20 protein-coding genes are annotated in these 20,902 nt (G+C 62.4%); 13 read left to right on the forward strand and 7 right to left on the reverse strand.

Annotated elements, in window-relative coordinates:
* Positions 1–241: transposase (locus tag BLT65_RS22740; RefSeq protein ID WP_143036543.1), on the reverse strand; the 241-nt coding region annotated here is incomplete at its 3' end.
* 418 nt (positions 242–659) lie between these two features.
* Here BLT65_RS22740 and BLT65_RS22745 point away from each other — a divergent pair.
* Positions 660–1,907 (forward strand): Zn-dependent hydrolase, encoded by a 1,248-nt coding sequence (locus BLT65_RS22745; RefSeq protein WP_244186552.1) that lies wholly within the window; start codon positions 660–662, stop codon positions 1,905–1,907.
* Positions 1,908–1,988: 81 nt separating this feature from the next.
* Here BLT65_RS22745 and BLT65_RS22750 read toward each other — a convergent pair whose 3' ends face one another.
* From BLT65_RS22750 to BLT65_RS22770, 5 genes are all read right to left on the reverse strand, one after another.
* Positions 1,989–2,933 (reverse strand): AEC family transporter, encoded by a 945-nt coding sequence (locus tag BLT65_RS22750; protein WP_091781220.1) that lies wholly within the window; start codon positions 2,931–2,933, stop codon positions 1,989–1,991.
* Between the two features lie 500 nt (positions 2,934–3,433).
* Positions 3,434–4,417 (reverse strand): alpha/beta hydrolase family protein, encoded by a 984-nt coding sequence (locus BLT65_RS22755; RefSeq protein ID WP_244186553.1) that lies wholly within the window; start codon positions 4,415–4,417, stop codon positions 3,434–3,436.
* Positions 4,418–4,486: 69 nt separating this feature from the next.
* On the reverse strand, positions 4,487–6,046 hold the full coding sequence (locus BLT65_RS22760; protein ID WP_091781223.1) for a PqiB family protein: 1,560 nt from the start codon (positions 6,044–6,046) through the stop codon (positions 4,487–4,489).
* A 111-nt stretch (positions 6,047–6,157) separates the two neighbouring features.
* Positions 6,158–6,340, reverse strand: a complete 183-nt coding sequence (locus tag BLT65_RS22765; protein ID WP_244186554.1) for a hypothetical protein — start codon at positions 6,338–6,340, stop codon at positions 6,158–6,160.
* A 140-nt stretch (positions 6,341–6,480) separates the two neighbouring features.
* On the reverse strand, positions 6,481–7,143 hold the full coding sequence (locus BLT65_RS22770; protein ID WP_091781228.1) for a DUF3313 domain-containing protein: 663 nt from the start codon (positions 7,141–7,143) through the stop codon (positions 6,481–6,483).
* A gap of 273 nt (positions 7,144–7,416) precedes the next feature.
* Between BLT65_RS22770 and BLT65_RS22775 the strand changes: the two genes are divergently transcribed.
* The 3 genes from BLT65_RS22775 to BLT65_RS22785 all read left to right on the forward strand — a co-directional run bounded on the left by BLT65_RS22775 (position 7,417) and on the right by BLT65_RS22785 (position 9,723).
* Positions 7,417–8,013, forward strand: coding sequence for a TetR/AcrR family transcriptional regulator (locus BLT65_RS22775; RefSeq protein WP_091781231.1), 597 nt, complete (start codon positions 7,417–7,419; stop codon positions 8,011–8,013).
* 163 nt (positions 8,014–8,176) lie between these two features.
* On the forward strand, positions 8,177–8,602 hold the full coding sequence (locus BLT65_RS22780; RefSeq protein ID WP_042305384.1) for a CopG family transcriptional regulator: 426 nt from the start codon (positions 8,177–8,179) through the stop codon (positions 8,600–8,602).
* A gap of 44 nt (positions 8,603–8,646) precedes the next feature.
* Positions 8,647–9,723, forward strand: a complete 1,077-nt coding sequence (locus tag BLT65_RS22785; protein WP_091781234.1) for an extracellular catalytic domain type 1 short-chain-length polyhydroxyalkanoate depolymerase — start codon at positions 8,647–8,649, stop codon at positions 9,721–9,723.
* A gap of 65 nt (positions 9,724–9,788) precedes the next feature.
* On the opposite strand, the gene BLT65_RS22790 is transcribed toward BLT65_RS22785, so the two are convergent.
* A complete protein-coding gene (locus BLT65_RS22790; RefSeq protein ID WP_091781237.1) occupies positions 9,789–10,043 on the reverse strand; it encodes a hypothetical protein in 255 nt (84 codons plus the stop codon).
* 180 nt (positions 10,044–10,223) lie between these two features.
* Here BLT65_RS22790 and BLT65_RS22795 point away from each other — a divergent pair, with 180 nt between their 5' ends.
* The 9 genes from BLT65_RS22795 to BLT65_RS22835 all read left to right on the forward strand — a co-directional run bounded on the left by BLT65_RS22795 (position 10,224) and on the right by BLT65_RS22835 (position 20,867).
* Positions 10,224–10,856, forward strand: coding sequence for a TetR/AcrR family transcriptional regulator (locus tag BLT65_RS22795; RefSeq protein ID WP_091781240.1), 633 nt, complete (start codon positions 10,224–10,226; stop codon positions 10,854–10,856).
* An 83-nt stretch (positions 10,857–10,939) separates the two neighbouring features.
* Positions 10,940–11,851, forward strand: coding sequence for a LysR family transcriptional regulator (locus tag BLT65_RS22800; protein ID WP_042305388.1), 912 nt, complete (start codon positions 10,940–10,942; stop codon positions 11,849–11,851).
* Between the two features lie 218 nt (positions 11,852–12,069).
* Positions 12,070–14,190 (forward strand): 3-hydroxyacyl-CoA dehydrogenase NAD-binding domain-containing protein, encoded by a 2,121-nt coding sequence (locus BLT65_RS22805; RefSeq protein WP_091781243.1) that lies wholly within the window; start codon positions 12,070–12,072, stop codon positions 14,188–14,190.
* 40 nt (positions 14,191–14,230) lie between these two features.
* Positions 14,231–15,412, forward strand: coding sequence for an acetyl-CoA C-acyltransferase (locus BLT65_RS22810; RefSeq protein WP_091781247.1), 1,182 nt, complete (start codon positions 14,231–14,233; stop codon positions 15,410–15,412).
* 13 nt (positions 15,413–15,425) lie between these two features.
* Entirely contained in the window at positions 15,426–16,634 is a 1,209-nt protein-coding gene (locus tag BLT65_RS22815) for an acyl-CoA dehydrogenase family protein (protein ID WP_091781250.1), read from the forward strand.
* A gap of 10 nt (positions 16,635–16,644) precedes the next feature.
* Positions 16,645–17,775 carry an acyl-CoA dehydrogenase family protein gene (locus tag BLT65_RS22820; RefSeq protein ID WP_091781253.1) on the forward strand — a complete coding sequence of 377 codons (1,131 nt, stop codon included), beginning with the start codon at positions 16,645–16,647 and terminating at the stop codon, positions 17,773–17,775.
* A 4-nt stretch (positions 17,776–17,779) separates the two neighbouring features.
* On the forward strand, positions 17,780–18,592 hold the full coding sequence (locus tag BLT65_RS22825; protein ID WP_091781256.1) for an oxepin-CoA hydrolase, alternative type: 813 nt from the start codon (positions 17,780–17,782) through the stop codon (positions 18,590–18,592).
* A 43-nt stretch (positions 18,593–18,635) separates the two neighbouring features.
* Positions 18,636–19,844, forward strand: coding sequence for a CaiB/BaiF CoA transferase family protein (locus tag BLT65_RS22830; protein ID WP_091781259.1), 1,209 nt, complete (start codon positions 18,636–18,638; stop codon positions 19,842–19,844).
* A gap of 36 nt (positions 19,845–19,880) precedes the next feature.
* Positions 19,881–20,867, forward strand: coding sequence for an NAD(P)H-dependent flavin oxidoreductase (locus BLT65_RS22835; RefSeq protein ID WP_091781262.1), 987 nt, complete (start codon positions 19,881–19,883; stop codon positions 20,865–20,867).
* Positions 20,868–20,902: the final 35 nt, after the last annotated feature.

Below are 20,902 nucleotides of genomic sequence, written 5' to 3' on the forward strand. Positions count from 1 at the left end.
GCTCCCGCTCCAGTTCGGCTACCCGCCTTTCCAGCTCCTGAATGCGGGTCTGGGCAGGCGTCGCGCCTGCCTTTGGCGGTTCGGTCACCGCACCCTGCGGCTGGCGATCACCAAGCCAGCGACGCAGCGCCGTCTCGCCAATACCCAGCCCTCGTGCTGCCTTGGTGACCGTATAACCTTGTTGCAGTACCAGATTAACTGCATCTTCCTTGAACTGCGGCGAGAATTCCCTTCGTCCCATCGAACACCTCTCTGTTGGCTAGAAGTCTACCTTTTGAGGTGTCCAGGATCATTGGACCACTACACCTACTTTTCTTTGCGGCGGCAAAGAAAAGTAGGTGCCGCCCCGCACAGGGGCGACGCTTGAAGCACGCTAACAAAACGCGGATGCCAACAGCAAAAACAAGCAAACCACCCAGCGTCGCAGACAACCAAAAGTAGGTGCCAGCCCGCACAGGGGCAACGCGTGAAGCACGCTAACAAATCGCGGATGCCAGCGAAAGAACAAGAACAACCAAACCGGCCGCGCCGGAAGCCCCAAACGAGGATGCCAGCGCAAGACATCAAGTCCGCCGCGTGAGCCCATCACCCATCACGCGTTCATCGGGTTGATGCGAAAATCGTTCTTTGCCCATCGACTCATGTTCCGGAGAACTCGCGTGTACGACTTCCCACGCATCAATCCCGTTCGCCTACTCGACGATCTCAAGACTTTGCGCAGCTTTGGCGCCAATGGACCCGGCGTGGTGCGACTGTCGCTCTCACCCGTCGATATGGAGGCGCGTCGCTGGCTCGCGGGGCGCATGACGGATGCCGGGCTGGATGCAACTATCGACGGTGTCGGGACGGTGTTCGGGCGCTCGCGCAAGCCCGGCCCGGCGCTCGTAATCGGCTCGCATACGGATACGCAGCCGACCGGCGGCTGGCTGGATGGCGCGCTCGGCGTGATCTACGGCCTCGAAATCGCGCGCGCCCTTGACGAATGCGCTGCGGCGCGCGACTTCGCGGTAGACGTTGCATCGTGGATCGACGAAGAGGGCACGTTTTCGAGTTTTCTTGGTAGCCGCAGTTTCGTCGGCGATGCGATCGATGCGTCGTTACAGCACGCGCGCAATCGTGACGGCGTGTTGCTCGGCGACGGGCTCGCACAGGCGGGCTTGGCGAATGTGCCGCGTGTGGTGCTCGATCGTGCGAGACAACGCGCGTATCTCGAACCGCATATCGAGCAGGGCGGGCGGCTGGAAGCATCGGGGAAGTCGATCGGTGTGGTGACGACGATTGTCGGCATCCGCGAGTTTCAGGTGCGCTTCACCGGGCAGCGGAACCACGCGGGCACGACGCCGATGTCCATCCGACGGGATGCGGGCGCGGCGCTGGTTGCGTTCATCGCGCGTGTTGACGCGGCGTTCGGTCGACTGGCGGACGCGGATACGGTGTGGACTGTCGGCCGGATCGATTTCGATCCGGGTTCGTTCAGTGTGGTGCCGGGCAAGGCTGATATGTACGTGCAGTTCCGTGACGGTAACGCCGAGCGGCTGCATGCAATGGAGAACGCGCTTGCTGCGTTAGTAGACGAGTGGAATTTGAAGCATGCCGTGCAGGTTGAGCTGATACCTTGCGATGGTCCTGAGGAGCCGGTCGTGATGGACTCCGCGTTGCAGCAGCATATTGCGCAAGCGGCCGAAGCAGTCGTGCCGGGGCAGTGGATTTACATGCCGAGCGGCGCATCGCACGATGCACAGGTGATCGCGCATCACATTCCCGCTTGCATGCTTTTCGTGCCGAGCATTGGCGGCGTCAGTCACGATTTCATCGAGGATACCGCCGAGGCGCATATCGTGCTCGGGTGTGAGGTGGCGGCGCGGGCAGCGGCGGGGATCGTGGAGGCGTTGCGGGGTTCGGTTTGATGACTGAATTTTGGGTGCGCAGGTTCTGCGGGAGGGTCGTCGAGCACCGCTCGTTGGAAGCGACAACTCCCGTCTGCATCATCAGAAAAAATACGCGATCAGCAGTCCCTCGGTTACGACGCCGAGAATCGTGCTGACCAGAATCGTCGCGGTGGCGTCGCGCGTGTAGGTATCGCTCTTGAGCGCGAACATGGCGGCCGCGGTCGCAGTCGGCACGGCGCCCGTGATAACGGCCTGGTGAGCCGGTGCGCCCACTACCCCGAACAATACGGCGCCGAGCGCCATCAAGGCGGGTTGCAGAAAGTTCTTGATACCCAGGTTCGCCAGGACGTTGGCGTTGAGCACAAAGCGCTCGCCATAGAGCATTAATCCGAGTGCGAATAGCGACGTGCCGCCGGCCGCCTTTGCGATCAGGTCGACGGAGGTCAACACCGGGCCGGGCAGCGTGACATGGCAGAAACTCAGCACCATGCCGGAGATCGGCAGCCAGACAATGGGATTGATGACGGCGCGCGCGATACTTTGTCCGAATACCCGCAACACGTCCGGCTGCCCCGTTCCCATCGCATTCTTGTCGCCCAGCCCGGTCAGCACGATGGTCAGCGGCAGCATGAAGATGCTGGTGACGAGATTGCCGACCAGCACGGCCAGAAATCCCTCCGGCCCGAACACCGCGGCGAGAATCGGCGCGCCGAAGTAAGCCATGTCGGGAAAAGCACACACCAGTGCCTGCATGGTGGCGGTGCGCAGGTCATGCCTGAACACAAAGCGGCCGACGCCCAGCGCAATGACATACGTACCCATCAAACCGAGTGTCAGGCACAGCGCAAAGCCGGCATTGTGCAACTTGTCCGGCGAGGTCTTGACCGCGCCTTCAAACAGCGCAAAAGGTAGCGCAAACCGGATCACCAGAGTTGCCAGCACGCTGGCATCGTCATGCTTCAACAAGCCGATGCGAACCGAGAGCCACCCGAGCATGATGACGAACGCAACCGGCAACAGCCCATTGAGAATGGTGTTGAGCAAAGGAATACTCCTCCTCTATTAACCGGCATATATCGCGCTGCTTTTCGATTCGCTTGCACGGCATGAGCCCACGCACATTGAACGTGTCCCGCTCAGTATCGGGTACACGCGGTTGTCTCGTTCATCACGAGGTTGGCGAGCGGTGCATCACCATAACGCGCAATGTCGAAGAATGCTGTGATGGTCCCGATCGCCGGATGCATTGTCCGGATGCTTTGTCGCACAGGGCCGCGCGGGGGAATAGCGATACCTGGTCTAGTTGGCAATCGCGGTGACGCTGATTCTCATTGGGGAAAAGGTGATTTTCGTTTCGCTCATCGCTCGTCTCACCGGTTTGCTTCTGCGGCAGGTTAGCTCAGCCGAAACGTGTACGCTTCGAACAACCGCTATGCTTGTGTAACCTGTTAGATAGGCCCATGTAAGCCGCACTCGCGAGCAATGCACGCTGAAGAAGAGAACTAAGAGAGATCGACCGCCACGCGCCGAGGCAACCGAAAGACTCAGTGCAACTCCTTACGGAAAAAATCGACCACATCTCCATTGAACTGCTCGTGAAACGCAGCGCGATTGAAGCCCGGCAAACTATTGCAAATGGCGGGCATTTTGCGGGCAAGGCGCGCGTCGCAGGGCGGCAGAAAATCGTAGTGTCCCGCGTTCGGGATAACGTGATATTCGGGCGGATGGGGCAGGTCGGCGCGCACCGCCTCTTCATAGTATGGGTCCGGCTGATGACGGTCATCGGCGGCCCGCCATAGTTGGATTGGGACGCGCACGCCGCTCAAGCCCGCGCGTCCAAAGGTAAATCCGAAAGCGGGGGCCGCAATCACGGCGGCCTTGATTCGAGGGTCACGCACCCATACGCTGGCGGGCACGGCGGCGCCCTGGTCGGGATCGACGCCGGCCCGCGCCAGCGCGCTGCACAGATCGTGATCCGGATGTGCGTGACAATATGGAGCGATCTCGGACAGATTTGGCACGCCACCAGCCATCACGAGCACGGTGAAGCCGCCATTGGAGAAACCGAATGCGCCGACGCGCGTCTTGTCCAGGTGCTGATGATCGACCCACTCGGCGAGCATGTAGTCCACTAACCGGTTCAGTTGAGCGGGACGACGCCATAGCTGCAGAACACGGCTCTGATCGTCGAACGTGTCACCCGCATGACTTACCGCCGCTGCCACGAAGCCGGCGTGGACCAGCGCGATGGCGGTGTCGTAATGGCTGTCGTACCAGCCGCCGCCGCCGTGCGAGATCACGACTAATGGTAAGCCACGGCCTGCGATGGGCGCGTCCCGTGCGACAGTCTCTGTGACATTGCCGACGGTCTGCTCGACTGCCGTAGCGTTCGTCGGATACCAGATTCCGACCGTCAATGGCGGTTCTGTGCCATTCGCGATCTTGACTTCCGCAAAGCCGACGTTGGCAGCAAACGCTGGCGCAGCGAGCAGACTCCAAACGACAGCAACCAGAGCAAGTATTCTCACGACAGCAATCTCCCTCTATGCGTTGTTCGCGCCGCGCGCAGTGTTTTCAACTTCCCTGACTTGATTGGATCAATTGCGGTCCGGCTTGCCCCACAGAAGGGATTCAGGATGCCGTTGCAGATACTCGGACAGTGATCCAAGACTGGCAAGCGTTCGACGCAATTCGTTCAGCGCCTGATGAACATCGGATTGAAGCGGTGAATCCTTCGCAAGGGTAGCGTTTGCCGCGTCGAATGAACGCTGCGCAGCTTCCAGTGCCGCACGAGTCTCGGGGACCAGTTCGCTATCGATCTGCTGGAACAGCGACGCCGAATTCCGGAGAGTCTTGTCGAGATTGCGTCCGATCTCATCGAAGGGCACATCGTCGAGTTTTTTCACGATGCTGGCAAGCTGGTCCTGAAGTTCTTCGAGTGTATTGGGTACCGTCGGCAGTTCGACGGGCGTTCGCTGCGTATCGATTCGGACCGCGCGAGCGTGCGGAAAGAAGTCGAGTGCGACGTATCGCTGGCCCGTCAGCACACTGCCCGTACGCAATTGTCCGCGTAGCCCGTCAGCAACCAGCTGATGCAACAGACGCCTGCCCTCGGCGCCATCACCGTTTCCGAGTGCTTCCCGGTAGCGCCGTCCGAGTCGCGACGGGTAAAGGTCAAGTGTAGCGACCATGTCGACTTTAGCGGTTCGAACGTTTAAGTCGACGTCGATGGCCGTCACCTGACCCAGTTCAACACCGTGGAAATCCACCGGTGCGCCGATCGACAAGCCACGCAACGACTGTCCGAATCTCATGAGTACGCGTGCGGCCGGACCGTCCTCGGCCTTACGTGCGGCTTCCGTCCGTGTTGCGGACAGTGCGAACGACGTGCCGTCCGATGCCAGAGCTTGCGTCGTTGCGGGTCCAACGATATCGAACGCCACCCCTCCGGAGAGGATCGACGCGACCGACTGGGTGTCCAGCCGCAGCCCATTGGAATCAAAGCGCAAGTCGATTCCGCTTGCATGCCACCAGCGGGTATTCGAGGTGACATACTGATCGTAGGGCGCGTTGACGAAGACATCGACAATAACCTCCGCGCCATCTTTCGAGAGCGAATATCCGAGTACCTGACCGGCCTGAACGCGGCGGAAAAGGACGGGCGAGCCAGGTGTCAGCGACCCCAGAGAGCTTGCGTGAAGCACGAACCGCTTTCCCTTCTGATCGGATGTGACGGAGGGCGGCATTTCCAGGCCCGCAAAGTCTTTGCAAACGCTGGACGCGCGCCCCATATCGGCGGCGATATACGAACCTGAAATGGCCGTTGCGAGCCCGGAAATACCTGTCATGCCGATGCGCGGACGGACCACCCAGTATCGCGTATCACATGTCGCAAAAGCTTTTGCTGAGTCATCCAGTTGCACGTCGGCGAGAACCCGTGTGCGATCGGCGGTGAGATGCAGGCCTGTCAGCGTGCCAATCTCGACATCCCTGTATCGCACGCGCGTTTTACCCGCTTCGAGTCCCTCGGCGCTCGTGAAGCTGATCCTGATGTGAGGTCCGCGTTGCACAACGGACGCAACGAGTAGCGCGCTGCAAATGAGTAGCGCGGCGATAGGGATGAGCCATACAGCCGACGGCCGGCGCCGGCTATTCATCAGAGCGTTCCAGTGATCACGTCGCACAGTCGCCTGCCGAACCGGCGAACGATGGCTGCGCACGCTTTGAGCCGGCGACGGAGACGCTTCACCGCTGCCCGATCGCCGTGACTAATGAACGTTCGCATGCGAGTCGACGGCCAGCGCGATGTACACAAGCGCGGCAAACACGCCCGCCATCGTCCCGAGCACGTCCCTGTAGCCAGCACCGCGCGTGAAATGAACCGGCAGTCCTACCACGAAGTAGGTGACCGCGAACACGATCACGACCATCAATGGTGGTGGTGTCGTCATGACGAGGTCGGCCAGGGCATGCATCATGGCGAAACAGCCGGGGTGTGAGCGATTGCCTGCATCCGTGGATCGCTCATACGGTTGACGCGTCGATTCGCTCGTTCTCCGGCTTGGCGCATGTCGATGTGGCTCGCCGGGTGTTACTTCAGTTGAGCGACGAGAGCATCCGCGCCCTTGTCGATCCCCGTCTTGGCGGCGCTGAGCGATCCGAACGCAGCGGGCAGATTCATCGCGTTCGGATACTGCTTCGTCACATATGCCTTCAACAGATGCCCATTGGAACTGTCGTACACCTCGACCGCATACGACACCGAGCCGCTGAACGCACCCTTGCCACCACGGATGGCCTGCACGCCGTTATAGAGATTTCCGGCGATATCGAAGTGCATCACCTGCCCGACAAGCAGAGTGGTTTGTTCCGCGCCCGTCAGCGTGAGCTTGACGCGCAGGGTGGCGGGCGTTGGCTGTGCGGCGATTTCGAAACGCTTCGACAGTTTCGACGCGAACGTTTTGCCCATGTAGTCAGCGAGCGCCGCCCTGTCGTCATCTTTCATATCCCCGAACTGGTTGTCATTGCCCCGATAGATATCGACGGGATCGACGATCACCTGGTTGTAACGCGACCAGACAACGGGGGCCGCGAACCGGTACGGCACCTTGGTGGAGTCGTCATCCCGGTTCTGCTTCAGCTGCGACGAGGAGGCGATACCCGAGTACGCAACGGGCTGCACGCCAGCACAGGCCGTTAAGGCCAGCGCGGTTGCGCCGGCGAAGAAGAGCGGAGTCAGTCTGAGTTTGAACATGTCGTGTTCCCTGGAAGCCGATGGCAGGTATTGGAAGAGCGTCACGTCGGGTGAGTCCCGATGTGTGGCCGAAGCGTAGCATCGCCGTTTTCATATGTAAACCGTCTACCCGGTTTGTTTTTAAGGAAAACTCGGGCGTACAATTCAGGCTTTACCAGCATGAACGCCCGGTTTGCTTCGGATTTCAGCGGTTGGCGCGGGGCCGGCTTCAGACGCCGCTAACCTCGCAACAGACGGCATGACCGGTTGACGCGACGACATCTTTATTCATCAATGGACAATCAGACCCGTTCCGAGACGACCCGCAAGAAGGCTATTGAAGCCGCATTCACAATCCTTGCGCGAGAAGGCGTGGGTGGCCTTACATTCGATTCGCTGTCGCGCGAGAGTGGCGTGAGCAAGGGTGGGCTGCTGCATCAGTTCCGCACCAAGCATGGTGTGCTGACAGCGCTGCTTGATTATCAGCGGCAACAGTTTGAACAGATCCGGCTCGACTACCTGGCGAAGGAAGCAGGCAAGAAAGCCGAACCCAATCTTTCGGCGCATATCGCCGTCTATCGTGAGTCCATCAAGCAGCCGCATTCGGTCGCGCGAGCCGTGCTGGCAGCGTTGGTCGAGAGCCCGGAACTGCTCGACGACTCCAAAGCGGCGGACGCAGACAGGATGAAAGCGCTTCAGCGCGAATCGGGCGACCTCGAGCTTTCGTTACTTCGCTATTTCGCTGCAAGCGGCATAGCGTTCAATTCATTGCTTGGACTCGCGCCACTGCCCCAAACGATGATCAATCGTCTGTTTGACCGGTTGCTCGACGACGACAGCTGGCAGTCCCAGAAGCAGCCGCCGAAAGCGCCGAAGCGAGCTGCGCGATAAGCGGCGCGCCCAATTAGATCGCATTGAAGGCTTGCGGAATCGATGCACCTGCAACCAGGCAGTCAATGACTGTGCGGAAAGTGTATCGGCCCTGAATGTTGATGTTGCGGTGCGACAAAAACCAGCCTATAACCATCCATATGGATGGTGGATGGATGGAAAAATGAAAAAGCCCGCAGCACTCGACACGATTCGCCCCAAAGGCGGCGAATCGGAAAAAATCACGATCAACCTCGGCCCCGTCGATCTCGGACAAATCGACCTGCTGGTCGAGGAAGGCTTTTATTCGAACCGGACCGACCTGATCCGAACGGCGATTCGCAACCAGCTTGCCCTTCATGCGCAGGTCGTGCAGGACACGGTGACGCGCCGTGCGCTTGTGCTCGGACTGCAGCACTTTTCCAGGCAGGATCTCGAGGCCGTTCGCGCTGCGCGGCAGCGACTCACCATTCAGGTGCTGGGACTCGCCAGCATTGCTACCGACGTCACGCCGGAGCTTGCGCTCGCCACGATCGAAAGCGTCACGGTGCTGGGAGCCTTTCACGCTTCGCCCGCCGTCAAGACGGCGCTCGCGGACAGAATCCACTAGCCACGCGACGCCCAACGCCTACATCCGCTAACCGGACACATACGATGAAACTCGACGAAGGTTTCCTGAATTCAATGCACGAAGCGATGACCTTGCTGCGTACCCGCGGTCCCGCCGAAGCGACAGAAGCAATACAACGCGCACTGCGAGGAGGCGCCGTTGATGGAATGCGGGACAAGGCGCGAGTTTTCCCGTTCGCCGAGACACAAGTAAGCGAAGTCACACCGCACACGGCACGAGAAGACAGCAAGGATGTCGAAGACCGGGGGCATTTCAGCACGCATGCGTATTCGAACGCCGCAGGTTCCCGGCAGTATCGGCTGTACGTGCCGGCGGGCGCAGTCGGCGAGCCGATGCCATTGATTGTGATGCTGCATGGTTGCACGCAGAACGCCGACGATTTTGCAGCCGGTACGCAGATGAATGCGCTTGCCGAGCAGCATCGATGTCTTGTCGCGTATCCCGTGCAGCCGCAGCAGGCCAATCCGTCGAAGTGCTGGAACTGGTTCAAACCAGACGATCAGCATCGCGAGAATGGCGAGCCGTCATTGATCGCAGGCATCACGCGCGAGATCATCGCGGCCCACAACGTCGATCCTGCGCGCGTGTACGTCGCGGGCCTGTCTGCGGGCGGCGCGATGGCGGCGATCATGATCGCCACGTATCCTGACCTGTACGCTGCAGCGGGTGTGCATTCCGGTCTGCCCGTGGGCAGCGCGCACGATTTGCCCTCTGCGCTTGCGGCAATGAAAGGCGGCAAACGCCGCAGCGCGACAGCGCATGCGAAGCGCGCTAAAGACTCGCCGAAACGGCCCATGATCGTCTTTCACGGCGACGCGGACGCCACGGTTCACGTCGCGAATGCTACGCAGCTGGTTCAGGGCTTCGAAGAGCGAACCGATAACAGCATTGAAGGGCGTCGGGCCGATACGGGGCGGCGTAGCTGTACCGTTTCGAGGCTTACTTCCCCCGATGGTATCGAGGCGGAATTGTGGACCATTCATGGCGCGCCGCACGCGTGGTCAGGTGGTAACGCACGCGGTAGTTACACGGACCCAAGCGGCCCGGACGCGAGTGCTGAAATGCTGCGATTCTTTCTTGACCATCCCAAACGGGGATGAGGTGCGACCAACGCTGCTCTTCGCAGGAAGAGCAGCGTCTACCTTCTGCGTCCTATCAACCTCTGTTAGCTCGACTGTTTTGTCGATGACTGTGCTTTCGGCACAGACCCAGCCTGCACGAGGCGTGCGTCTTCCTGCGTCACGGCGCCGACGTATTTCCAGCCGTCCGGCAACTTCACAAACGTGTAACCCGTGGGTGCATCGACGAACACGGTGAAAACGGGCGAGTCAGCCTTCGCCTCGGAAACTGCTTGCGCGTGCGACACCATCGGCGCGGCCAGCAGCGTGACAGCGAAAAGTGACGAGGAAATCAGCTTCATTGCTCAATCCTTGAGATATTGAACGCTCGACCATCGAACCTGACCGATGGTCACGCTATTTATGTAACGACCATTACACATATTGAAGCACAGGCGGAGAGCATGCGTCCATAATTTTGTTATGATCGACATAGAATTCAGTATTCGCGGGTTTGTGACAATCGCTTGCCAGGAGGGGACATGGAGCCGGCCAGCTACGGCGAAACCAAGGGACGCGGCAGACCAAGAGCATTCGAGCGCGAGGTGGCGCTCAGGCGCGCGATGGACCTTTTCTGGGAAAAGGGCTTCGATATGTGCTCGATGTCGGATCTCGTCGATGCAATGGGCGTCAACTCGCCGAGCATCTACGCGGCGTTCGGCAACAAGGAAAGCCTGTATCGCGAGGCAATCGAGTTATACGTCCGGGCCGAAGGCGGCGCGGCGCTAAGGAACTTCGAATCGCGCGCGACGTTGCGCGAAAGCCTCGACGCCATGTTCGACGCAAGCATCGACCTTTTCACGGGCGGACAGCGTTCCCGTGGTTGCATGATTTTTCTCGGCGGCGCGGGAATTGGCGCAGAGCACGCCGAACTGCGAAACTTCCTTCAGGCGTTGCGGCTAAAGGCGGCTCGGACCGTCGAAAAGCGCTTGAAGAAAGCCGTCGAACAAGGGGAACTCATGCCTGACGCGGACGCTGCGGCGCTTGCTACATTGTGCATGTCGGTTTTCTCCGGCCTGTCCGTCCAGGCCGCCGACGGCGCCAGCAAACGCAAGCTGCAAGCCGGGGTTGCGCAGTTGCTGGCGATGATTCCTTTTCGTCCCGCGTCGCATTGAGCTAAAGCCACTTTGTAGTCGATGAGCGAACGGGTGAGCGCTATCCTGACGGATCGCCAGGTAATCACACGCACTATTGAACCATGGATCTGAACCTGATCGGCCTGTTCGTCGAGATCGTCGAATCGCGCAGTCTTAGCGCCGCCGCGCGCAAGCTCGGCATGACGCGCGCGAACATCAGTCAGCGGCTCAAGCTGCTGGAACGCGAAACGGGCGCGCAATTGCTGCGCCGCTCGACCCGAAGCCTCGAACTGACGCAAGCGGGACATACGCTATACGACTGCGGCCAGCGCATGCTGGAAGACCTGAGCACGGCTCGCGCATCGATCGACAGCCTCGGGCAGACCTTGAGCGGCCGTGTTCGCATCAGCGTGCCGACCGGCTTCGGCAGAATGTTTCTCGGAGAAAGACTGCTCGAGTTCGCACGCATGCATCCGGGCATCTCGCTCAATGTCACGTTCAACAACCGGATCGAAGACCTGATCGCCGCTGAAGTCGACGTCGCGGTGAGGATCACGGCGACGCCGCCGCTGGAATATGTGGCGCGCAACATCTGCTCGATTGACTGGAACCTGTATGCGTCGGCTGAGTACGTCGAAAAGCACGGTCCAATCAACTGCCCCGGCGACCTCGAAAAGCAGACGCTGGTGGCGTCGCCGTACCCGGCACGGCGGGTCACGATGACGCTCACGCATCGACAGGACGAGTCGGACGTCCACGTAATCGCGATTCAGCCTGCGCTGCAGTCTTCGGACTATCCGTTTCTGACGGAGGCGGTGTGTCAGGGTATGGGTATCGGGCTGTTGCCGGCCTATGTGCCGCACGCGCCAATGAGCCGCGGGTTGCTGCGTATCCTGCCGGATTTCCGTGTGGCCGGCTTGCAGAACACGCTGTATATCGTGACGCTTCCGAACCGCTATCCGTCGCCGGCGACGCAAGCACTGATCGATTATCTTCGAGCCGAAATCCTGTCGCTCGCGCAAGCCTGGAGCTGAAGCGGTTTCCACGCCGCGCCGCCTCGCGCAAGTCCGTCTGTTTCCCGCAAACCCGCTCTCCCGGCATCGAACTTCGGTGGCGAATCATCCCGCCCCGTAGGACGTTGTCGCGGTCAGTGTCAATCTCCAGTTAACAGTTCGTCAACTCCCAGTTGGATTGTCAACGCGTCTCCCGCATTTAACAATCAACCAACACGAAATACATGGAGACGCGGGCAATGACACTCGAACCGACCGGACACGCCGTCAGGCGTACTCTGCGCAACCGCATTCTCGTCATCACCGTCGATAACCCTCCCGTCAACGCGCTTGGCGCGAACGTGCGGCGCCAACTACACGACGCTATCCAGGCCGCCGAAAAAGATTCTGACGTCGATGCCATGCTGCTGGTTGGCGCGGGACGCAACTTCATCGGTGGCGCGGATATCAGGGAGTTCGGCAAGCCGCCGCTGCCGCCGTCGCTGCCCGAGGTCTGCAACACGATCGAAGCATGCCGCAAGCCCGTTGTAGCGGCCATTCACGGCGCTGCACTCGGCGGCGGCCTCGAAGTCGCACTCGCGGCGCATTACCGGATCGCACTCGGAGCCGCCAGACTCGGCTTGCCCGAGGTGACGCTCGGCTTGCTGCCGGGAGCAGGCGGCACACAGCGCGCGCCACGTCTTGTCGGCGCGAAGGCCGCGCTGGATCTGATGTTCAGCGGCCGTCACGTCGGCGCAAACGAGGCTCACGCGCTTGGCCTCGTCGACCGCATCGGCGAAACCGATGACGTGCTGGCCGAGGGTCTCGCCTATGTGCAGGCCTTGCTCGACGCGCAGGCTCCTGTCCGCCGGACCCGCGACGCCGACGGACTGGCGGACCGCGCGGCCAGTCGAGCCGCCATCGAAGCCGCGCGCGCCGAAACGTCGAAGAAATCCCACGGGCTGTTCTCGCCGCTAAAGATCGTCGATGCGGTGCAAGCGGCGCTCGAACTGCCCTTCGACGATGGCCTGCGCCACGAACGGCAACTGTTCCTGCAGTGCCTCGACAGCCCGCAGCGAGCAGGTTTGATTCACGCGTTCCTCGCCGAGCGCGAGGTGCTGAAAGCGCCCGAAACGCGCAACGCGAAGCCGCGCAAGATCGCAAGCGTCGGCGTGGTAGGCGGCGGCACGATGGGCGCGGGCATCGCGGTGGCGGTACTCGACGCGGGCCTGCCCGTCACGATGATCGAACGTGACGATGTATCGCTTGCGCGCGGCCTGGCGCATATCGAGAAGGTCTACGACAACCTGATCGCGAAGGGTCGCATGACGCCGGAGGCCAAGTCGGCAGTGCTCGCGCGCTGGAACGGCAGCACCTCCTACGACGCGCTCGGCACGGCCGATCTCGTGATCGAAGCCGTATTCGAAGAGATGTCCGTCAAGCATGCCGTGTTCGCCGAGCTCGACCGGGTCTGCAAGCCGGGCGCCGTGCTCGCGACCAACACCTCGTATCTCGACATCGACGCCATTGCCGCAAGCGTGTCGCGTCCTGGCGATGTCGTGGGCCTGCACTTCTTCTCGCCCGCCAACATCATGAAGCTGCTCGAAGTCGTGGTGCCCGCGCAGGTCAGCGCCGACGTGGTCGCCACCGCGTTCGATCTGGCGAAGAAGCTGCGCAAGGTGCCGGTACGGGCAGGCGTGTGCGACGGCTTCATCGGCAATCGCGTGCTGGCGATCTATCGCGCGGCCGCCGACCACATGATGGAAGACGGCGCGTCGCCTTATCAGATCGACCGCGCCGTCCGTGCGTTCGGCTTTCCGATGGGACCGTTCCAGGTGGCGGACCTCGCGGGCGGCGACATCGGCTGGGCGACGCGCAAGCGCCGCGCCGCCACGCGCGATCCGCAGCAGCGCTATGTGCAGATCGCCGACCGCATCTGCGAGCGCGGCTGGTTCGGCCAGAAGACGGGGCGCGGCTACTACGTGTATGCCGACGGCGCGCGCACCGGTAAGCCCGACCCGGAAGTCGAATCGATCATCGATGCCGAGCGCGAGCGTGCCGGCGTTACGCCGCGCGAGTTCTCCGATGAAGAAATCATCCGGCGCTACATGGCGGCCATGATCAACGAAGGCGCGAACGTCGTGCATCAGCGCATCGCCCTGCGTCCGCTCGACGTGGACGTTACGTTCCTCTACGGCTACGGCTTTCCGCGCCATCGCGGCGGGCCGATGCAGTACGCCGATACGGTTGGCCTCGACAAGGTGCTCGCCGACATCCGCGAGTTCGCACAAGACGACCCCGTGTTCTGGCAGCCGTCGCCGCTGATCGTCGATCTCGTCGAGCGCGGCGCCACGCTGGCGAGCCTCAATCACGCGGCCTGATCCGTTCAATCCCTCATCCCCTTTTTTGCAGATTCAGACCATGCGAGAAGCCGTTATCGTCTCCACCGCGCGCACGCCGCTGACCAAAGCGCATCGCGGCGAATTCAACATCACACCGGGCCCGACGCTCGCGTCGTTTGCCGTGCGGGCTGCCGTGGAGCGCTCGGGCGTCGACCCGGAACTGATCGAGGACGCGATCCTCGGCTGTGGTTATCCCGAAGGCATCACGGGCCGCAACGTCGCGCGCCAGACCGTGATCCGCGCGGGCTTGCCGCTGTCGATCGCGGGCACGACCGTCAACCGCTTCTGCGCGTCGGGACTGCAGGCCATTGCGATGGCGGCGGGGCGCATCGTCGTCGACGGTGCGCCCGCCATGATCGCGGGCGGCGTCGAAAGCATCTCCGGAATCCGGACACGCGAAGACGGCGTGAGCGGGCTCGACCCTTGGATCGTCGAGCGCAAGCCCGCGCTTTACATGGCGATGATCGACACGGGCGACATCGTGGCGCAGCGCTACGGCATCAGCCGCGAAGCGCAGGACCGTTTCTCCGTCGAAAGCCAGCGCCGCACGACAGAAGCGCAACTCGCCGGCCGCTACGCCGACGAGATCGTGCCTGTGACGACCACGATGGCCGTGACCGACAAGGAGACGGGTGCCGTCAGCCAGCGCGAGGTCACGGTCTCCGCCGACAACTGCAATCGCCCCGGCACGACGTACGAGGCACTCGCGAAGCTCGCGCCCGTCAAGGGCCCGGAAAGGTTCGTCACAGCGGGCAACGCATCGCAGAACGGCGACGGTGCCTCCGCCTGCGTGATGATGGAAGCGAAAGCGGCCGAGCGCGCGAACCTCGTTCCCCTCGGCGCGTTCCGCGGCCTCGCGGTCGCGGGATGCGAACCGGACGAAATGGGCATCGGTCCTGCGCTTGCTGTGCCGAAGCTGCTCGCGCGCCACGGACTCACCGTCGGCGACATCGGTTTGTGGGAACTCAACGAAGCATTTGCATCGCAGGCGATCTACTGCCAGCAGCGCCTGGGCATTCCTGTCGAGCGGCTCAACGTCAACGGCGGCGCGATCTCGATCGGCCATCCGTTCGGTATGACGGGCGCGCGTCTCGCGGGACACGTCCTCATCGAGGGCCGCCGGCGCGGCGTGAAGTACGCGGTCGTCACGATGTGCATTGCCGGCGGCATGGGTGCCGCTGGCCTGTTCGAAATCTATTGAGAGAAACGAGATCATGGATCTGAACTTCACCCCCGAGGAGGAAGCCTTTCGCGAGCGCGTGGTGCGCTTCCTGAAAGAAAAACTGCCTGCGAGACTTTCCGGCAAGGTTCGCAACGGCTTGCACCTCACACGCGCGGACATGGTCGAGTGGCACGCGATCCTGAACGAACAGGGCTGGCTCGCGAATCATTGGCCGGAACAGTACGGCGGCCCAGGCTGGAACGCCGTGCAGAAGTTCATCTTCGAGAACGAATGCGCGCTGGCGGGCGCGCCGCGCATCGTGCCGTTCGGCGTGAACATGCTCGGGCCCGTGCTCATCAAGTACGGCAGCGAAGCGCAGAAGCGCTATTGGCTGCCGCGCATTCTCGAAGGCGCTGACTGGTGGTGCCAGGGCTATTCGGAGCCGGGCTCGGGTTCCGACCTCGCGTCGGTGAAGACGAGCGCGGTGCGCGGCATCGACGACGAAGGCGAGCACTACATCGTCAACGGCCAGAAGACGTGGACCACGCTCGGCCAGCACGCGAACATGATCTTCTGCCTCGTGCGCACCGCCATCGATGTGCGCAAGCAGGAAGGCATCAGCTTTCTGCTCGTGGACATGAACGCGCCGGGCGTCGAAGTGCGTCCGATCATCACGCTCGAAGGCGAGCACGAGATCAACGAAGTGTTCTTCACCGATGTGCGCGTGCCTGCAGCCAATCTCGTCGGCGAGGAGAACAAGGGCTGGACGGTCGCGAAGTATCTGCTGACGTACGAGCGCACCAACATTGCGGGCGTCGGCTTCTCGGTCGCGGCACTGGCGCGCTTGCGCCGGATCGCAGCGAAGGTTACGCGCAACGGCCGGCCACTTGCCGAGGATCCGTACTTCGCGGCACGCCTCGCGCGCGTCGAGATCGATCTGGAAAACATGAAGACCACGAACCTGCGCGTAATCGCGGCCGTCGCGGGCGGCGGCGTGCCGGGCGCGGAAAGCTCGATGCTCAAGATTCGCGGCACGGAGATTCGCCAGGAGCTTTCGTCTCTGATGCGCCGCGCGATGGGACCGCATGCACAGCCGTTCATCGAAGAAGCGTTGCACGAAGGCCATGACGAAGCGCCCGTCGGCCCCGAGGGTGCCGCGAGCGCTGCCGCGCTCTACTTCAACAACCGCAAGCTGTCGATCTTCGGCGGCTCCAATGAAATCCAGAAGAACATCATCTCGAAGATGATCCTGGGACTTTGAGAGGATCACGATGAATTTCCAGCATACCGAAGACCGCCGCATGCTGGCGGATACGCTGAACCGCTTCGTGCAACAGGAATACGGCTTCGCGACGCGCGATGCGCTTGCGCGCAGCGACTCGGGCTTTAGCCGCGAACTGTGGGTCCGCTTTGCGGAACTGGGCGTGGTCGGCGCGCTCTTCAACGAGGCCGATGGCGGCTTTGGCGGAGCGGGTTTCGATATTGCCGTCGTCTTCGAAAGCCTCGGCCGCGGCCTCGTGGTCGAGCCGTTTCTCGGCGCGTTGGTGGTGGGGCGCGCGCTGGCCAGTGCCGGCAACGGCGTGCAAAAAGCGCTCATCGCGAGCCTGATCGAAGGCCACGCCGTTGCGGCGCTCGCGCACGACGAACCCAGCTCGCATTACGAACTGAGCAAGGTGACGACGCGCGCCGTGCATGGCTCGAACGGCTGGGTGCTGACGGGCGCGAAATCGGTCGTGCAGCAGGGTGCCGAGGCTGACTTCTTCCTCGTCTCCGCACGCACGAGCGGTGCGGCCGATGCCGAGGATGGCATCTCGCTCTTTGTCGTTCCGCGCGACGCGGTGGGCGTCAGCGTGCGTGGCTACGGGAAGATCGATGGCGGACGGGCCGCCGAAGTCTGTCTGAACGAAGTGTGCCTTCCCGACACCGTTTTGCTTGGCGAACGGGACGCAGGCTTCGCGACGCTCGAACGCAGCATCGGCGCCGGCGTGCTCGCGTTGTGCGCGGAAGCACTGGGTGCGATGGATGTCGCGAAGGTGTACACGCTCGAGTATCTGCGCACGCGCAAGCAGTTCGGCGTCGCGATCGGCAGCTTCCAGGCGCTGCAGCATCGCATGGCCGATCTGCTGCTCGAAATCGAGCAGGCCCGCTCAGCGGTCATCAACGCCGCCGCAGCGTTCGGCGCGGCGCGCGTCGAGCGCGAACGTGCGTTGTCGGCGGCGAAGGTCACGATCGGGCGCATCGGCGCGCTCGTTGCCGAAGAGTGCATCCAGATGCACGGCGGCATCGGCATGACGTGGGAACTGCCGCTTGCGCACTTCGCGAAGCGCCTTGTGATGATCGACCATCAACTCGGCGACGAAGATCACCATCTCGAACGCTTTATCACATTGGGCCGGAGCTAACACCGTGAATGAACCTATCCTTGCGCGCCGCGACGGCGCGGTGCAAGTGCTGTCCTTCAACAACCCGGCTGCGCGCAATGCGCTCACACCCGAGGTGTACGCGGCTCTTCCGGCCGCCCTCGCTGAGGCTGGGCGTGATCCCGAGGTGGGCGCGATCGTACTGACGGGTGTAGGCGGCGCGTTTTGCGCAGGCGGCGATCTGAACCGGCTTGCGCAACGTCGCGCGCTGACACCGCCCGAGCGGCGCGTGGGCATCGAAAGTCTGCACGACATGATTCGCGCCATTCGCGATTGCAGCAAACCGGTGATCGCAGCAGTCGAAGGCGCGGCAGCAGGCGCGGGTCTTTCGATCGCGCTGGCGTGCGACATGCTGGCCGCCGCGCGCAATGCGTCGTTCTCGGTCGCGTACATCAAGGTCGGCCTCTCGCCCGATGGCGGCGCGACCGCGTTTCTGTCCGGGCTCGTCTCCCGGCAACTGCTGACCGAGTTGTGCCTGACGGGCAGGCCCGTCACGGGCGAGCGCATGCACGCGCTCGGTGTCGCCAATCGCCTCGCCGAGCCGGGCAGCGCGCTGACGGAAGCTATCGCGATGGCGCAGTCGCTCGCGGCCGGCCCGGAACGCGCGATCGCCCGTATCAAGCGCCTGTGCCGTCAAGCCGGCGAGAACACGCTCGAAGCGCAACTGGATCTCGAAGCGCAATACATGACGGAGTCGCTTGGCGACGATGAATCCGCCGAAGGCATCGCCGCCTTCTTCGGCAAGCGCCCGGCTGATTTCTCCGCGCTGCGCCGTGTTTCGCCCGTGGATTCGCACTAGACGTGGTGTGCGCGTCACTCTTCCTTGTCACTCCGGATTAGCCATGTCGAACCTGAATTCTTCTCTGCCGCTTGCCGGCGTTCGCATTCTCGATCTGTCGCGCGTGCTCGCCGGACCGTGGTGCGCGATGGTGCTCGGCGACCTCGGCGCTGAAATCATCAAGGTCGAGCATCCAAAGCGCGGTGACGACACGCGCGACTGGGGCTTGCGTGTCGGCGCGAGCGAAACGACCTATTTCAACAGCGTCAACCGGAACAAGCGCTCGGTGTGCCTCGATCTGCAGACGGCCGAAGGGCAGCGGCTCGCCCGCGAACTGGCTCAGCAGAGCGACGTCGTGATCCAGAACTTCAAGTACGGCGGCGCGGAAAAACTCGGCCTCGGCTATGAACAGCTCAGCCAGGGACGCGAGGATCTCATCTACTGTTCGATCTCGGGCTACGATCGCCGTGGACCGGAAGCGTCACGTCCCGGTTACGACGTGGTCGTGCAGGGCGAGGCGGGACTGATGGCGCTCAACGGAGAAGCCGATCAGCCGCCCCTCAAGTTCGGCATCGCCGCCGTCGACCTGTTCACGGGTATGTACTCCGCCCAGGCCGTGCTCGCGGCGTTGTTCGAGCGGCAGAAGTCGGGCAAGGGACGCCACATCGAAATGGCGCTCTTCGATTGCGGCTTGATGATCACCTCGTACTGCGGACTGGAGTCGATGCTGATGGGCGACGATCCGCCGCGCTACGGCAATGCGCATCCTTCGATCGTGCCCTACGGCGTGTTCGATGCGGAAGATGGGCCGCTCGTCATCGCGGTCGGCACCAACCGGCAGTACGAGCGCTTCTGTCGCGAAGTGATCGAGCGCCCGGATCTCGTCGACGAAGAACGGTTCCGCACGAACATCGTTCGGGCCGCCAACCGTGAAGCGCTCGTGCCTGAAATCAGGCGCGAACTCGGCAAGAGAAAGCGCCTGGACCTGCTGGAGCGTCTGAGTCAGGCGGGCATTCCGTGCGGCGAAGTGCTCGGCCTGCACAAGGCGCTCACGTCGAAGCGCGCGGCCGAGGGCGGACTCGTGACGACCTACACGCATCCCGAAGCCGGCAGCACGCATGTGCTCGCGCCGCCGTACCGCTTCGACGGCGTACGCCTGCCTGTGCGAAGCGGCCCGCCGAAACTCGGCGAGGGCACGAACGAGGTTCTTCAGTCCCTGCTCGGACTGTCCGACGAACAACTTTCACAACTGAAGGCCGAGGGCGTCGTCTGACGCTGCATGGCGCCTTACCGCATGGTGGACTGTTCAATGAGTCAGATCGCTTTTCGAAACGCCGTGACCGAACTGTTTGGCACACGGCTGCCCATCGTCGCCGGCGGGCTGATGTGGCTCGCCGATGCAGACTATGTCGCCGCCGCGGCGCGTGCCGGCATCATCGGCTTTATTACGGCTGCGAGCTTTCCCGAGCCGCAAGCATTGCGTGCGGAGATCCGGCGCTGCCGCGAGCTGTGCGAAGGCGGCCCGTTCGGCGTCAACGTCTCGATGCTGCCCAAGCTCGTCCCCGGCGAGAAGACGCGGGAAGTGTTCGAACTGATCGTCGATGAAGGCGTGAAGTTCGTCGAAACCTCGGGGCGCAGTCCGGAGGAATTCTTGCCGCTGCTGAAAGAAGCCGGCATCAAGGTGCTTCACAAGGTGCCCGCCGTGCGGTTTGCAGTCAAGGCGGCAGCGCTCGGCGTCGATGCCGTCGCGATCGTCGGTGCCGAATGCGGCGGACATCCGGGGCTCGACATGGTCGGTTCGTTCGTCAATGCGGCGTGGGCCGAGAGCCAGCTGGACATTCCTTATCTGATCGGCGGCGGCATCGGACGCGGCTCGCAACTCGCTGCGGCGCTCGCGATGGGCGCTTCCGGCGTGGTTGTCGGCACGCGCTTCGCGGTAGCCGAAGAGATCTGGGCACATGCCGACTACAAGCAACGGCTGGTTGACGCTGGCCCGACCGACACCGAACTGAGCATGCAGTCCTTGCGCAACACCGTGCGGACGCTGCGCAACGAGACCACGGCCGCCGTGAAGGAGATCGAGGCACAGAACCCGGATGTGACGATTCAGGACCTGATGCCGATGGTGGCCGGCAAGATCGGCCGCAATGCCTATGTGACGGGCGATTGGTCGAAGGGACTGCTCTCCGCGGGGCAGTCTCTTGCGTTCGTCGACCGCATCGAACCGCTTGCCGATATCGTGCTCCGTTTCGAGCGCGACATGTGGCAGGCGATGGGACGACTGGTCATCGCCTGAACGGGTTCACCAGCAGGAACATCTGAAACAAGAGC

The organism is Paraburkholderia steynii (assembly GCF_900100565.1).
In the GTDB taxonomy this organism is placed as follows: domain Bacteria; phylum Pseudomonadota; class Gammaproteobacteria; order Burkholderiales; family Burkholderiaceae; genus Paraburkholderia; species Paraburkholderia terrae.